This is a genomic window from Baaleninema simplex PCC 7105, from assembly GCF_000332355.1.
GTDB classification, from domain to species: Bacteria; Cyanobacteriota; Cyanobacteriia; order Cyanobacteriales; family Geitlerinemataceae; genus Baaleninema; species Baaleninema simplex.
The window spans coordinates 441,025-456,144 of the sequence record NZ_KB235959.1 but is presented as its reverse complement, the minus strand read 5'-3'; the positions used below and the strand labels follow the sequence as shown (position 1 = coordinate 456,144).

Sequence of the window (15,120 nt, the reverse complement as noted above, 5' to 3'; positions counted from 1 at the left end):
TTTCAAGGACTTCCCTTGAGTTGGGGACGCCACCGTACTTCTCCCTATCCTGGGGCTTCTTTGGCTTTCGATACCTCCTAAGTAAAAGTCATAGCCTTATCAGGAGAGAGGGAGAGGGGGAGAGAGGGAGAGGGGGAGCTTCTTCAGGGAAGAGGGAAGAGGGAAGAGGGAAGAGGGAAGAGCGGGAGAAACGGCTCACTGTTAACTGTCCTCACTGCTCACTGTTCACTGTTGACTGTTCACTGTAAAAGGGGAGAGTGGGAGAAAGCCTTTTTTGTCAATTATCAATTATCAATTATCAATGGATTTACCCATCGTTCACCATCGGGATTACGTCGCGCCGCTTCCCCCCAAACATCGTTTTCCGATGGCGAAATTCGGAGGACTGTTCGATCGCATTCTCGCTGACGGAATCGCCACCCCCGACCAAATTCACATCCCCCGTTTGGCGACGTTCGAGGAAATCGAGTGGGTTCACCAGCGGGACTACACCCGCGCCTATTGCGACGGAACTCTCGATCCCAAGGTGCAGCGACGCATCGGTTTACCAAAAATTTGGGTCTAAAGCCTCGCCCCCTTCGACTTGGCTCACTTCGACAAGCTCACTTCGACAAGCTCACTTCGACAAGCTCACTTCGACAAGCTCAGTGCAAGCAGTGCAAGCAGTGCAAGCAGTGCAAGCAGGGCAAGCAGTGCGAGCAGGGCAAGCCTTGCAGGGCGACTTGGCTATGATGTCAGAGAACTGGAACGGTATTTAACCAGTCTAAAAACCGAGCCTCTAATCGAGGCATCCGAACCTTGAAAACTAGAGTTAGCGGGTTCTGTTCGGGAAAGCTCGAACAGGTAAAAGCTCTAAGCAACACGGACATCTCACAGTGGCAAACTCGGTTCGCCACCCCTGTCCTCAAGTACAGAGAGTCAATTTTTCAGTAGATTATCAGGTACGGTAGGGCATACCGAAACCTCCTCTGTAATGGGGAAAACGTCTGGGGAGATAAATCCCTCTGGTACTTATTGGCAACAATGGGTAGTAAGGGTTGTCGCCGAACCAGAAATCTAGAACCGTGAGGTCTGGAGAATCCCCACGCCTTCAGGCTGGGGAGTATGTCAAAAACTTTGGCGCGATACCTCCCCGATGTCTTGTCTCGAGTCAAGCCGGATTTGGTGCTGTACGATGCTGGAGTCGATCCGCACATCGACGATCGCCTCGGAAAGCTCGCACTGACGGATACGGGAATTTTTCGGCGGGAAATGCAGGTGTTGAGTACTTGTGTCGGGGCGGGCTACCCGGTAGCTTGTGTCATCGGAGGCGGGTACAGTGTAGATACGAACGCCCTCACCTATCGCCACGGTTTGCTACATCGCGTTGCCAGCGACGTATTTCGACAGTATCGGTTGTGAGGCGATCGTACTATTTTGCACTGTCCGTCTTAGGTTTCCATGAGCGATTTCACCAACCGTTATTTCAAACGCTTTTCCTTTCGCGCCGTCGTTGCGATCGCCCTCAGCGTGTGGCTGTTCTGTTTCAACTTCAGCGCGATCGCCCGAGCCGACGACACCACCTCCGCCACGGAAAATAACACGACACTTCCTGAAGTTACTGTTCCCGATACGGTAGACTCGAATACGATTTCATCTGAAAAAGTCAGTCAGTTCGCCACAGCCTATTTACAAATTCTCGATTTACTCGATCGCCGAGGAAACGAGTTACAAGAAGCAGAAACCACCTCAGAACTCCAACGCGTCGAACGGGAACTCGAAGCCGAAATTATCGAATTAATCGATGAGGCCGGTTTGACGCCTCCAGAATATTTACAACTGCTCACCTTAGCGAACACGGATTCGGATTTCGGCGAACGGGTCGTCACTCAATTACAAGAGATCGCAACTTCACCCGAGGCCAGCAACCGTTAATACCAATCGATATCGAGTCGGAGACGCTCCCGACAGCCATCTAGAAGAGAGCCTCCGGGTTTGCGCGAACAGGGCGGCGATCGCGATAATGAGTAATTGACTACCGACAACCTGCCCGCTATGACCTCCGATCGCACCCCGCGAAGACGCCGCGAAAACGACTGGCGGCTCTTTTTACGTCTCGTTCCCTACGCCAAACGCAACCAGAAATTGCTCTGGGTGGCGTTCGCGTTGCTGGTTCCCCTGTCGTTGGCGGGTTCCGTTCAGCCGATCCTCGTCGGACAAACCATTTCCTTCATCCGCCAGGAACCGACGTACTTTTTCCTCGACGGAAAAACCTTTTCCGACGGAATTGCCATTCTCGTGGGATTGCTGTTTTTGACGATCGCGCTGCGAGCCGTTCTCGACAGCGTGCAAAGCTTTCTGGTGCAAGTCGTCGGACAACGCATGACGATGCAAATTCGTAACGATCTCTTCGATCGCGTCACGTCTCTGTCGTCGAGTTTCTTCGATCGCACCCCCGTCGGACGACTCATTACCCGTTTGACGAGCGATGTCGAAGCCCTCGGCGATGTCTTCTCCACCGGAGCGATCGGGATCGTCTCCGACTTAGCCACGATCTTGGTCATCGTCATCGTCATGTTTAGCGTACAGTGGCAGTTGGCGCTGCTGTTGGTGGCGATGTTGATTCCCGTATCGGCGGTGGTGATTTACTTCCAGCAGCAGTTTCGCCAAGCCAACTATCGCGCTCGCGAAGAACTCTCTCGCCTCAACTCGTCCCTACAAGAGAACATCGTCGGAATCAGCATCGTGCAACTGTTTCGACGAGAACGCTACAACGCCGAAGCCTTTCGCAGCATCAACCAACAGTACATCGAAGCCGTCGATCGCACCATCTTTCACGATTCCGCCGTCTCCGCTACCCTCGAATGGATTTCCCTGGTGGCGATCGCGGGGGTACTCTGGTTAGGGGGCGATCGCGTCATGGAAGGTCAGATGAACTTCGGTTTGCTGGCGTCCTTCATTCTCTTCGCACAACGGTTGTTCGATCCCCTGCGCCAGTTCGCCGACAAATTCACCTCCCTACAATCGGGATTTACCGCCGTCGAACGCATCAGCGACTTACTCGACGAACCCATCGACATTCAAGATCCCGAACGCCACGAAACCGTGTCGATCGCGCTAAGCACCGCTTCGGTGAACGCATCCGATATCAGCGGCGAAATTCGCTTCGAGAACGTTTGGTTCGGCTACAAACCCGACGAATATGTCATTCGCGATCTCAACTTCACCATTCGTCCCGGCGAAAAAGTGGCGTTAGTGGGGCCGACGGGAGCCGGAAAAAGTTCGATTATTCGCCTGTTGTGTCGGCTGTACGAACCCCAAAAAGGTCGTATCCTCGTCGATGGAATCGACATTCGCAACTTGCGCCAGTCCGAACTTCGCCAACACATCGGCGTGATTTTACAAGACGGATTCGTGTTCGCCGGAAACGTCAAGAGTAACATTACATTAGGCGAAACCTATCCGTTCGAGACGATTAAAGCCGCCGCCGAACAAACCAACGTCTCGCAGTTTATCGAACAACTCCCCCAAGGATACGATACGCGACTGCGAGAACGGGGAACCAACTTGTCCGGCGGACAGAAGCAACTGTTAGCCTTTGCGCGAGTGGCGATTCGCGATCCGAAGATTATGGTTCTCGACGAAGCCACGGCGAACTTAGACGTCAAAACCGAAGCCTGGATTCAACAAGCCCTCGATCGCCTTCTCGAAACCCGAACGGCGATCGTCATCGCCCACCGCCTCTCAACCATCCGCAACGTCGATCGCATTCTCGTCCTCAAACGCGGCCAACTCGTCGAATCGGGAAGTCACGAAGAACTTCTCGACTCCAACGGACTGTACGCCAGCCTGTACAAACTGCAATTACTCGGAAGCTAGTGAGGAGCAGTGTTTCAGTCACCCGTGAAGACAGGGAACCGGGAACGGGGAACCGGGAGCAGTCACCCGTGAAGACAGGAAACAGATAACTGTTTCTCCCCTTCTCCCCTTCTCCCCCTCTCCCCCTCTCCCCCTCTCCCCCTCTATGGATCTAATTCTCTGTCACACCACCGCCGACTTCGACAGCCTGGGCGCGGCTGTGGGACTGGCGCGGCTGCGTCCCGGTTCCCGTATCGTATTGACGGGGGGATGTCATCCGGGGGTGGAAGAATTCGTGCGGTTGCATCGCGACGAATACCCGCTGATCGAACGGCGATCGGTCAATCCCGATCGCATCCGTTCGATTACCGTCGTCGATACCCAATACCGCGATCGCCTCGGGAAAGCCGCTGACTGGTTCGATGCGCCCCACCTCCAAGAAATCGCCCTCTACGATCACCACCCCGTTACGAATTCCGACATTCCCGCCACCGTGCGCGAAATCGAACCCCTCGGTGCAGTCACCACCCTCGTCGCCGAAAAACTTCAAGAACGAGAGGTGAGTTTGACGGTTCACGAAGCCACGGTCATGGCGTTGGGAATTCACGTCGATAGCGGTTCGCTCACTTACGACCACAGTACCCCCCGAGATGCCTTGGCGTTAGCGTGGTTGATGAAACAAGGTGCCAGCGTTCCCGTCATCGCCGAGTATATCGAACCCGGTTTGTCCGATCCCTTACAAAACTTGCTGTCCGAGGCGTTGGATACCGTGGAAACCGAAACCGTCTGGGGTTACGATATCGCCTCAGTGATATTGCAGACACCGCACTACGTCCCCGGTTTGGCGGGGTTGGCGTCGCGCCTGCTGGAACTGACCGACACAGACGCGATCGTTCTGGTTCACGAATACGCCACCCACGGCGACGAGCCGAGAATTGCCGTCATCGGGCGATCGCGCGTTCCCGAAACCGATCTCAACCGTATTTTTCAACAGATCGGGGGTGGCGGTCACGCCAAAGCCGCCTCAGCACAACTGAGAAATGCCGACCCCAAGGAAGTCGTCAAAACACTACGGGAGGCGCTCGACCGACAAATTCCCCCACCGCCGACGGCTCGGGATATCATGTCGTCCCCCGTGCGGACGATTCGCCCCCAAACCACCATCGGCGAAGCCCATCGCATTCTGCTGCGTTACGGCCATTCCGGTCTGTCCGTGGTGAACGAAGATGATACTCTCGTCGGCGTCATTTCCCGACGGGATCTCGATATCGCCCTGCACCACGGCTTTAACCACGCCCCCGTCAAGGGATACATGACCACTCACCTGAAAACCATCGAACCGAATACCTTACTCCCCGACATTGAGTCGTTGATGGTGACATACGATATCGGACGCCTTCCCGTCCTCGAAAATGGGGAGTTGGTGGGAATCGTTACCCGAACCGACGTTTTGCGGGAGTTGCATCAAGACAGTACCAAACTCTGCCCCCTTCACGCGTCAGAACGACGCGGTTTCGAGATAGGGGGAAAGGACAACGGCCGTTTTCTCCTCCAACGGGAATCGGATTTACTGGAGATCGTGCGATCGAGCGTGTCCGAACCCTTGTGGACGTTACTCAGCCAAGCCGCCGAAGCCGCAGAGGAGCGGGGTTGGCATTTGTATCTCGTCGGCGGTGCGGTTCGCGATTTGCTGTTGGCGATTCAAACGGCGAACTCGGGAGACATTCCCCCAGACGAGTTACAAGTCGATTTAACGGATATCGATTTAGTCGTCGATGGTTTCCATCGTTCGGCTACGGTTGGCGCGGGGGTCGAACTGGCGAAGGTGCTGCAAAACAGCCATTCTGCCGCCCGTTTGGACGTTCACGGGCAGTTTCAAACGGCGGCGTTGCTGTGGCACAAAGACCCGGTGTTCGATTCTTTATGGGTGGATATTGCCACGGCGAGGACGGAATTTTATCCCTATCCGGCGGCGAACCCGGAAGTCGAAGCCAGTTCGATTCGCCAAGATCTCTACCGCCGCGATTTTACGATAAACGCTTTGGCGTTGCGGTTAACTCGTCCCCATCGCGGTAAGTTATTCGATTTTTTTGGGGGACTGTTGGATTTGCAAGACGGCTTGGTGCGGGTGTTGCATCCCAACAGTTTTATCGAAGATCCGACGCGGATTTATCGTGCGGTGCGCTTTGCGGTGCGGTTGGGGTTCGACATCGAAGAACAGACTGAGGGTTATATTCGCCACGCTCTCGACTGTGGTGTGTACGATCGCTCTCGTCTTCACGAGAATTCTCCTAAAGTTCCCAGCGATCGCCTTCCGGCGTTGCAAACCCGCTTGAAAAACGAGTTGAAATACCTCTTGCAAGCGCCCTATTGGAAACCCGCCTTGCGAAAAATCGACGAGTTGCGAGCGTTGCAGTGTATTTATCCCGGTTTGGCGTTGACCCGTCAGATGTGGTGGCAAGTTCGCTTGGTCGATCGCTGGTTACATCGGTTTCGCGATATTGGCGATCGCAAACCCGTCCCTTCTCCCCCTCACTGGCAAATCCTTTTAGAAGTCATTTTGTCTCACGTTCGCCCCGACCGACGCGGTACGGTGGCGCGACACCTGCAACTTCCCGAAGACAGCATTCAAAGGTTAGAAAAGCTAGCATCCGTTCGAGAAGACATCCTGCGCCGATTGTCCGTCGCTCGCCAGCCGAGCGATGTGGTACGGGCGTTGCGGCAGTACGACTGGCCCAGTGCCATGTTGGTGGCTTTGTCGAGTCCGAGGGAGGTTCGCCGTCAGATCTGGCGATATTTAGTCGAATGGTCTCAGGTGAAGCCGATTCTCAACGGTCGCGATTTGAAACGGTTGGGTTACAAGCCCGGACCGCAGTTTAAAGCCATGCTCGACGATTTGCTGGCGGCAACTCTCGACGATACCTTTGCCCGAGATGGAGCGAGTCGCGAAGAGCAAAAAGCCCGAGCTGAAGTCTTCCTCGCTCGAGAATACCCACTCGTTCGAGACAGCGGGACGAAGGAAGCGTGACTTTCGGATCGATCGTTCGTTTTTTTCGATCCCGTTGCCGAGGGATGAAATACTGTGGAAAATACGGAGAGTCGCGCGGACAAAAGTTCGGAAAATACGGAGAATTGCCACGCAGAACAGTTCTTCGCTTCCGTTAATCTTCATAAAAACTCGCCGATCGATAGTTTTTTTTTAAAGTTTTCATGAATTTTCCTCCGCAGTCTTACTGAATAATTCAGTAATTGTCTAGTATATTGGTAAGGCGATCGGCTTGCAGGATCTGGAAATCTACTGGCTCGTTCGACGTTATAAGACTTAACGGTGTGTATCTACACCAATCCTGCAACGATTCTCGCGATCTACCCCCAGGCCGAAAGATCCCTCGGCAAATCTATCGAGAGACATTTTTTAGTGCATCTGCCTTCGTAAGACAACCACAGCGGCCGCGTCGAACTCCTGTCGTTGGTGTGAGTCTTTCATGTTTTGAGACGAGCTACTTTCGCTGAGAAAGTAGCTCGGTTCCAGCGTGCTGGGGTCTGTTCGCCGCCAGCTTTCCACGCTTGCCCGAGACCGATAATGATGCACTCCCGTTTGACCCACCCGGTCGTTTCCCCGTTAAAGCGGCTGGTTCTCGTCGATGCGAACGTCGAAGGTACATCGGCGTTGATTGCCGGACTCGTTCCCGGTAGCGAAGCGATCGTTCTCGATCCTCTCCAAGACGGAATCGTTCAGATTACCGAAGTTTTACAGCGCTACCACAATCTCACCGAACTCCACATTGTCAGCCACGGTCGGCCCGGTGCGATCGCCTTGGGAATCGCCCAGCTCGACGAAAATACCCTCGGTCAGTACGGTTCGCAAATCGCCCGGTGGCGTCGTGCCTTGCGTCCAGACGGCGAAGTTCTCGTGTACGGCTGTTGCGTGGCGGCCGGTACAGAAGGTCGGCGATTTCTCGATCGCGTACAGCGGCTGATGCAAGTCCCCGTCAGTGCCTCCGAAACAGTTATCGGCGGGGGAAAACCCTGGAATCTCGACGTTTGTATCGGTATCCGACGAGCGGCGATCGCCTTTCGCGAAGACGTCGTCGTCGCCTATACCGGCATCCTGGGATGCGTTCCCAATCTCGTGTACGGCGTCGATAACAACAACGATATCCGCATTCTCAACCTCGAAGACGGAACCTCAACCGTTGTCGGTAGCACCCACTTTCCCACCTGGAGTTTAGCGAGATCTCACGACCCCAACGATCCCAACGACCCCGGTAACTTGTACTATATCGGTCTCGAAGCCGACGGTACCGCCAAGGTGGCCTATTGGAACCCCACCGATCCCGATCCGGCCAACGTTACACCGCTGTCCCAAACCACAGGCGTCTCGACCGGTAACTTTGGCTTCAGTAAAATGGCACAATCGAGCGATCGCACCATCTATGCGATGGCCTCGCCGACGACCACACTTTACACCATCGATCCGACGACCGGAGAAGCCACGTCCCTCGGTCGCATTCAAGGCGGCAGTCCCGAGTTTACCAACGGTGGCGGAGATCTCGCCTTCGATCCGAACAATCCGAACCGGCTTTATATTTCCGTCGCCGGACGAGATGCCGGACAAGATATCTATCGGCTCTACACGATCGATGTCAACGATCTCAAAACCGATCCCAACACCGGCTCTCCCTTTTTTGACGCGACCTTTATCGGCGATACGGGACTTCCGAAAACTCAGGCGGGTTCGTTAGCCTTCGGCGAAGACGGCAACCTCTACACGACCGTTCGCGAAGAAACCCCCAACGATCCCAACGATAACGAATTCAAACTGTATCGCCTCGATCCTACCAACGCCCGAGCCACTTACGTCGCCGATATCGAAGGCGAAGTCGCATTTTCCGACTTTGCCTCTCTCCCCACGCCGACACCCGAAATCGATCTCGTCGCCACGAAAACCGACGGAACCACCAGCGTCAACGTCGACGATACCCTGACCTACACCATTACCGTAACCAATCAATCTTCGGGAGACGGTCCGTCTTGTACGGGTCGAGGTATTCGCATTGTCGATAACGTTCCCGCCAGCTTGACGAACGTAACGTGGAGCGCTGCAATTACTCAGGGAACTGGAAGTTTTCCCACCCCCGCCGATCGCTCGGGAACGGGCAACGCGATCGATGTCACGGTCGATCTCGAGGGAAACTCTCAAGTCACCTACACTATCACGGCCACTGTAACCGACGCGGCCGTGGGAACCCTAGCCAACACCGTTACCGTCCTGCCGCCAGACGGCGTCAACCTCACCTCTCCCACACCCGGCGCCGATCCGCCCGATAGCTTGCAAGTCACAGACGACGATACCCAAGTGACGGGGGGATCCCCCGATCCGGTCGAAGTCGATTTGAGCGTGACCAAAACCGATGGGGTTACAGATGCCCCAGCTGGCTCGCAAGTCGTCTACACCATTGAAGTTCTCAACAATAGCAATGTAGACGCTCCCGATGTCAGCGTCGTCGACGACCTCCCCGATACCCTCATCGACGTATCTTGGACGAGCGAAAGCAGCGACGGGACGACGGACGGCGGTATTGGCGATATCGACGAGGTGGTAAACGTTCCCGCCAACGGTTCCGTCGTGTTTACCGTCACGGGTTACATCGATCCCAACGCGTCTGTCGGGTCGTTTTTAGGCAATACCGCGACGATCGCTCCTCCCGATTCGATTACCGACCCCGACCCGAGCGATAACGAATCCACGGACGACGATACCCAAATCACCGACCCCGAAACGGACTTGCGGGTTACGAAAACTGACGGACAAACCACCGTTGCTCCCGGCGATACCATCGCTTACACCATTGAAGTGACCAACGATGGACCGTCGCTGCTAGAAGAATTCGTTCTTGAAGATGACCTTCCCAGCGAACTCGTTGCCGCTTCCGTCGAATTCGACACCAACGGTAGCGGCAGTTACGACCCCACGTCCGGCGAGTGGACGGGATTAAGCCTCAAACCCGGCGAAACGGTGACGTTAACGGTTACCGGAGAGATCGACGACAGTTTGACGGTCGATCCGAACGACCCTCTAACCGTCACGAATACCGTCACGGTAGAAGTTCCTTCGGCGGTGACAGAACTCGACGAGAGCAACAACACCGCGACTGACAACAATACGGTGCTGGTGGAAACAACGCCAGAAACCGATTTAGTGGTGTCTAAAACGGACGGAAAACAACAAGTTCGGGCGGGTGACGCTCTGACGTACATCATCGAAGTCCAAAATTTGGGCGATGCCGTTCTCAACCAGGTGAACCTGACGGAAAATTTACCGTCAGAATTGCTCGATCCGGTGTTTTCCCCCAGTGAGGGAACGTACAACCCCACAACTGGGGCTTGGACGGGGTTAGATTTAGAACCCAACGACACGATCGCTCTGGAAGTGAGCGGAACGGTCGATGTGAATGCCTCGGGAACGTTAGTCAATACGGTTCGCGTTGCGCCGCCGCTGGGGGTTGTGGAAACCGACGAGAGCGATAACGAGGCGAGCGATCGCACGATCGTTTTGGCACAATCGCCACCACCGAACCCCAATCCCGATCCGCAACCCGACCCCGATCCGCAACCCGACCCCGATCCGCAACCCGACCCCGATCCGCAACCCGACCCCGACATCGGTATGCCCGGATCGGAAGTCGAGGAAATACCGTCTTGCTGTCCTCCGGCACCGATCGCTCCCAGTCTCGATATTATGACGGCGTTTGTGGTGTCCGTTCCGGTGACAACACCAGAGGAGACGATGCCGCAAGTGGCGACTCGACGCATCGGCACGTCGGACAACGACAGTTTTGTCGGTGGAGATAACGCCGAAGAACTGCGAGGAATGGACGGTGACGATATTATCCGAGGGGAAGGCGGCGATGATTTTATCGTCGGCGGACTCGGTCGAAGTGTTTCTGTCGGAGACGATCGCGATCGCGACTGGCTGGCGGGAAACGAAGGAAACGACCTTCTCAACGGCAGCGAGGGAAACGATACGATCCACGGGGGTAAAGACGACGACCTAATTTGGGGCGGCAAAGACGACGACCTGATTTGGGGCGATCGCGGCCACGATCGGTTACACGGCGATTTCGGCGACGACACCATCGCCGGAGACGAACGCGATCCCGATGCCTCGGCCGATCCCGGTCGCGATCGGATCGAAGGCGGCGACGGGGCAGACGTTCTGTTCGGCAACGCCAACGCCGACACCGTGATGGGTGGCAACGGTGAAGATGTCATTTACGGCGGACGAGACGGCGACTGGATTTCGGGAGAAGCGGGCAAAGACATCCAAATCGGCGATCGCGGCGACGATAGCTTAGTAGGCAGCCTCGATCGACACACCGCCGACCCCGACGACGGCGACGAAAGTTTCGGCAACCAAGGCGAAGATGTTATCGCCGGAAGTGGCGGCAGCGATACCGTCTATGCCGGACAGGACGACGATCGCGCCTACGGCGGTCACGGCAACGATGTCCTTTGGGGCGATCGCGGTAGCGATACCATCATGGGGGAAGCAGGAGACGATCGCATCAGCGGGCGATCGCTCGACCCGAACGTTGACGATACCGACGGACGCGATCGACTCGACGGCGGCGACGGTAACGATATCTTGTTCGGGAACGAAGCCGAAGACACCCTCAGCGGTGACACCGGAAACGATACCCTCTTCGGCGGACGAGACAACGATTTACTCGACGGCGGCGACGGCGACGACAACCTTCGAGGCGACCTCGGCGACGACGCGATCGTGGGGGGAACGGGAGACGACACCCTCACCGGAGGCAGTGGACTCGTCGATTTACCGGATTCCAGCGGACGCGATCTCGCCTTTGGCGGCGACGGCAACGATATCTTATCCGGCAACGAAGCCGACGACTCTTTAGTCGGAGGCGAGGGAGACGACATCGCCTACGGCGGAAAAGACGACGATATCCTCTGGGGAAATGGAGGGAACGACCTGTTATACGGCGACATCGGCAACGACTCCCTCTGTGGCGAAGAGGGAGACGATACCCTTATCGGGGCGAACGTCAGTTTGAGTCGTACGGAAGACGGCGACGATATGATGTGCGGCGGTGCTGGAAACGACCTGGTTTTGGGCAACCAAGGCAACGATTTCGTCGGTGGCGGCGAGGGTGACGATACTCTCTTCGGCGGCGAGGGTGACGACACCTTGATGGGATGGGACGGCGACGACGTGTTGAGCGGCGATCGCGGGGGCGATCGCTTAGAAGGAGGAGACGGACGCGATCGCTTCGTGTTGTCTGCCAACAGCGACGGCGTTACCGTGGTCGATTTCGCGATCGATGCCGATTTACTCGTGTTGGGCGAGGGGTTATCCTTCGAGGAACTTAGACTCGTCGATGAGGGAGACGACACCGGCCTCGATTGGAACGGACAACGTCTAGCTACTTTAACCGGGGTGAGGGCGATCGAGGTTGGAATCGAACAGTTTCAGATTTAATCGCCTTGTAAAGTACCTCTACAGCCGTGGCAATGCTAGCGGTTGCGAGATTTCGGACGCCATCCCCAAACATGATTTTTCTAAAAATCACAAAATGCAAATTTTGTCAAGTCTGCTTTTTGGAAATTTTTATGCTTTTAAGCGTAAAAACAGCATTTAAGTCGCGGTTTTTTCTTCATTTTCCTTATCTTCCTCAGCCAAAGCTTCGATATGAGCTAAAAGCGTTCTCATCCGCATCCGGGGAATATAAGGCCAACCGCCTTTGAGCTCAATTTCTCGCAAGCAAGCATAAAGAGACTGGCGGGTTTTGGGCAAAGCTGGTTGAAACTGTTCCTCGCAAATGTCGCGATGCAACCGTTCGAGCAAGCGTAACAACTCCAGCAAAGCTTTAGCATCGCCGTCACACTGTTGGGCGATCGCTCGGACTCGTTCGGAAACGGCCTGAAGTTGCGGGTTATCTGTATTGAAGTGGTTGTCCGAATTCCCCATCGTCGATCGTCTTGCCTCCCAACACTCGAGATGATAATAGCCGATTATCCGATCGCGCGAGGGCGTCCCCCAAAATTTCGTCCGCTGAGGACGGCAATTTCACCTCCGACGCGACCACAAGCGCAAGATACAATACTAAAGATAATGCGAAAAAATTGTGACGAGCCGTCTGTCGGTCGCCGACCGCAGCGCCACACAAATTCTTACAATAAAACCGTAGCCGGAGGAGCATCAATTCCGGTTGTAGACCGAAACACGACGAGGAGACAACAAAAGCATCATGGGAAGAGTCGTCGGCATTGACCTGGGGACAACCAATTCAGTAGTCGCCGTGATGGAAGGCGGAAAACCCGTCGTCATCGCGAACTCAGAAGGAATGCGGACTACCCCTTCCGTGGTGGGGTTCAGCAAAGACGGCGAGCGTTTGGTGGGACAACTGGCGCGGCGACAAACCGTCCTCAACCCACAAAATACCTTTTACGGCATCAAGCGGTACGTCGGGCGCAAGTACACCGAACTCGACCCGATTTCTAAGCGCGTCCCCTACACGATTCGTCGGGACGAGTTCGGCAACGTGAAAGTCGCCTGTCCCCGTCTGAAACGGGATTTCGCCCCGGAAGAACTGTCGGCGACGATCCTGCGAAAACTGGCCGACGAAGCTAGTCGTTACCTCGGGGAAGAAGTGACGGGGGCGGTGATTACCGTTCCGGCTTATTTCAACGACTCCCAACGCCAAGCGACGCGCGATGCCGGACGGATTGCCGGGTTGGAAGTCAAACGGATTCTCAACGAACCGACGGCGGCGTCGTTAGCGTACGGTTTCGATCGCGCCGAGAGCGAAACGATTTTGGTGTTCGACCTCGGCGGCGGTACGTTTGACGTGTCGGTGTTGGAAGTGGGCGACGGCGTGTTTGAAGTCAAAGCCACCAGCGGCGACACGCAACTCGGGGGTAACGATTTCGATAAAAAAATCGTCGATTGGCTGGCCGAACAATTTTTAGAAGCCGAAAACATCGACCTGCGGCGCGATCGCCAAGCCCTACAACGGCTGACAGAAGCGGCCGAAAAAGCCAAAGTCGAACTCAGCGGCGTGGGCGTCACCGACATCAACCTCCCCTTCATCACCGCCACAGAAGAAGGTCCCAAACACATCGAAACTCGCTTGACGCGAGGGGAGTTCGAGAGTCGCTGCGGGGATTTAATGCGCCGCTTGCGCCTCCCGGTGAAGCAGGCGGTTCTCGACGCGGGACTGCACCCCCGTCAAATCGACGAAGTGGTGTTAGTGGGCGGTTCGACGCGAATGCCCATGGTACAGGATCTCGTCCGCAACATGATTCGCAAGGAACCGAACCAAAACGTCAACCCCGACGAAGTGGTGGCGGTGGGGGCGGCGATTCAAGCGGCTATCTTAGAAGGGGACGTTCCCGACGTGCTGCTACTCGACGTGACGCCGCTGTCGGTGGGGTTAGAAACCATCGGCGGCGTGATGAAGAAGTTGATTCCTCGCAATACGACGATTCCCGTGCGGCGATCGGATATTTTTTCGACCTCGGAAAACAATCAAAGTCAAGTGGAGATTCACATCGTCCAGGGGGAACGGGAAATGGCCGGCGACAACAAATCCCTCGGACGGTTCAAGCTGACGGGGATTCCTCCCGCACCGCGCGGCGTTCCACAAATTCAAGTATCCTTCGACATCGACGCCAACGGCATTTTACAAGTGAGCGCCCTCGATCGCGCCACCGGACGGGAGCAAAGCATTACCATTCAAGGGGCGTCTACCCTCAACGAAGTGGAAATCCAAAACGCCATCCGTCAAGCCGAGAAGTTCGCCGAAACCGATCGCCTGCGTCGGGAAAAGGTCGATCGCCGCAACCGCGCCGAAACCCTAGCAGCCCGCGCCGAACGAGAATTGCGATCGATCGCCTTCGACTTCGGATTGTCTTTCGCCCAAGGTCCGAGACGGCGAATCGAAGCCCTCGTACGAGAACTGCGGGACAGCCTCGCCCGCAACGACGATCGCGGTCTCGACATGGCCTCGGCCAGCCTCCAAGACGCGCTTTACGAACTCAATCGGGAAGTGTCAGAATACTCCCTCGATGGCGACGGCGACGGGATTTTCGAGAACATTCGGCGTACCTTCGTCGGAGAAGACGATCCCAACTACGGCTTAGAACAACGGCGGCCGCCCCGTCCTCCCCGCAATCGCACCTCCCGCATCGCGCGAACCAACGCTTACGATGAAGATTGGGGGGACGACGAAGATTGGTTCTAATTCAGTCGCCAGTCAC

7 protein-coding genes and 2 pseudogenes are annotated in these 15,120 nt (G+C 55.8%); 8 read left to right on the top strand and 1 reads right to left on the bottom strand.

Going from position 1 to position 15,120, the window contains the following annotated elements; all coding sequences use genetic code 11:
- From GEI7105_RS39535 to GEI7105_RS33815, 7 genes and pseudogenes are all read left to right on the top strand, one after another.
- A pseudogene (locus GEI7105_RS39535) lies at positions 1 to 248 on the top strand (hypothetical protein); the annotation flags it as partial.
- A gap of 53 nt (positions 249 to 301) precedes the next feature.
- Positions 302 to 565: a hypothetical protein gene (locus tag GEI7105_RS38715; RefSeq protein ID WP_026097858.1), complete on the top strand. Its 264-nt coding sequence runs from the start codon at positions 302 to 304 to the stop codon at positions 563 to 565.
- A gap of 545 nt (positions 566 to 1,110) precedes the next feature.
- Positions 1,111 to 1,401 (top strand): annotated as a pseudogene (locus tag GEI7105_RS0121880) (histone deacetylase); the annotation flags it as partial.
- Between the two features lie 39 nt (positions 1,402 to 1,440).
- Positions 1,441 to 1,914 (top strand): DUF4168 domain-containing protein, encoded by a 474-nt coding sequence (locus GEI7105_RS31850; RefSeq protein WP_017662548.1) that lies wholly within the window; start codon positions 1,441 to 1,443, stop codon positions 1,912 to 1,914.
- Between the two features lie 120 nt (positions 1,915 to 2,034).
- Positions 2,035 to 3,858: an ABC transporter ATP-binding protein gene (locus GEI7105_RS0121870; RefSeq protein ID WP_026097856.1), complete on the top strand. Its 1,824-nt coding sequence runs from the start codon at positions 2,035 to 2,037 to the stop codon at positions 3,856 to 3,858.
- Positions 3,859 to 4,003: 145 nt separating this feature from the next.
- Positions 4,004 to 6,865, top strand: a complete 2,862-nt coding sequence (locus GEI7105_RS0121865) for a CBS domain-containing protein (protein WP_017662546.1) — start codon at positions 4,004 to 4,006, stop codon at positions 6,863 to 6,865.
- Between the two features lie 555 nt (positions 6,866 to 7,420).
- A complete protein-coding gene (locus GEI7105_RS33815; RefSeq protein WP_026097855.1) occupies positions 7,421 to 12,340 on the top strand; it encodes a DUF4347 domain-containing protein in 4,920 nt (1,639 codons plus the stop codon).
- Between the two features lie 156 nt (positions 12,341 to 12,496).
- Here the strand turns inward: GEI7105_RS33815 and GEI7105_RS0121855 are convergent, their stop codons facing one another.
- On the bottom strand, positions 12,497 to 12,829 hold the full coding sequence (locus GEI7105_RS0121855; RefSeq protein WP_017662545.1) for a hypothetical protein: 333 nt from the start codon (positions 12,827 to 12,829) through the stop codon (positions 12,497 to 12,499).
- Positions 12,830 to 13,109: 280 nt separating this feature from the next.
- On the opposite strand from GEI7105_RS0121855, the gene dnaK reads away from it, so the two are divergent.
- Entirely contained in the window at positions 13,110 to 15,104 is a 1,995-nt protein-coding gene (gene dnaK, locus GEI7105_RS0121850) for a molecular chaperone DnaK (protein WP_017662544.1), read from the top strand.
- Positions 15,105 to 15,120 lie beyond the last annotated feature (16 nt).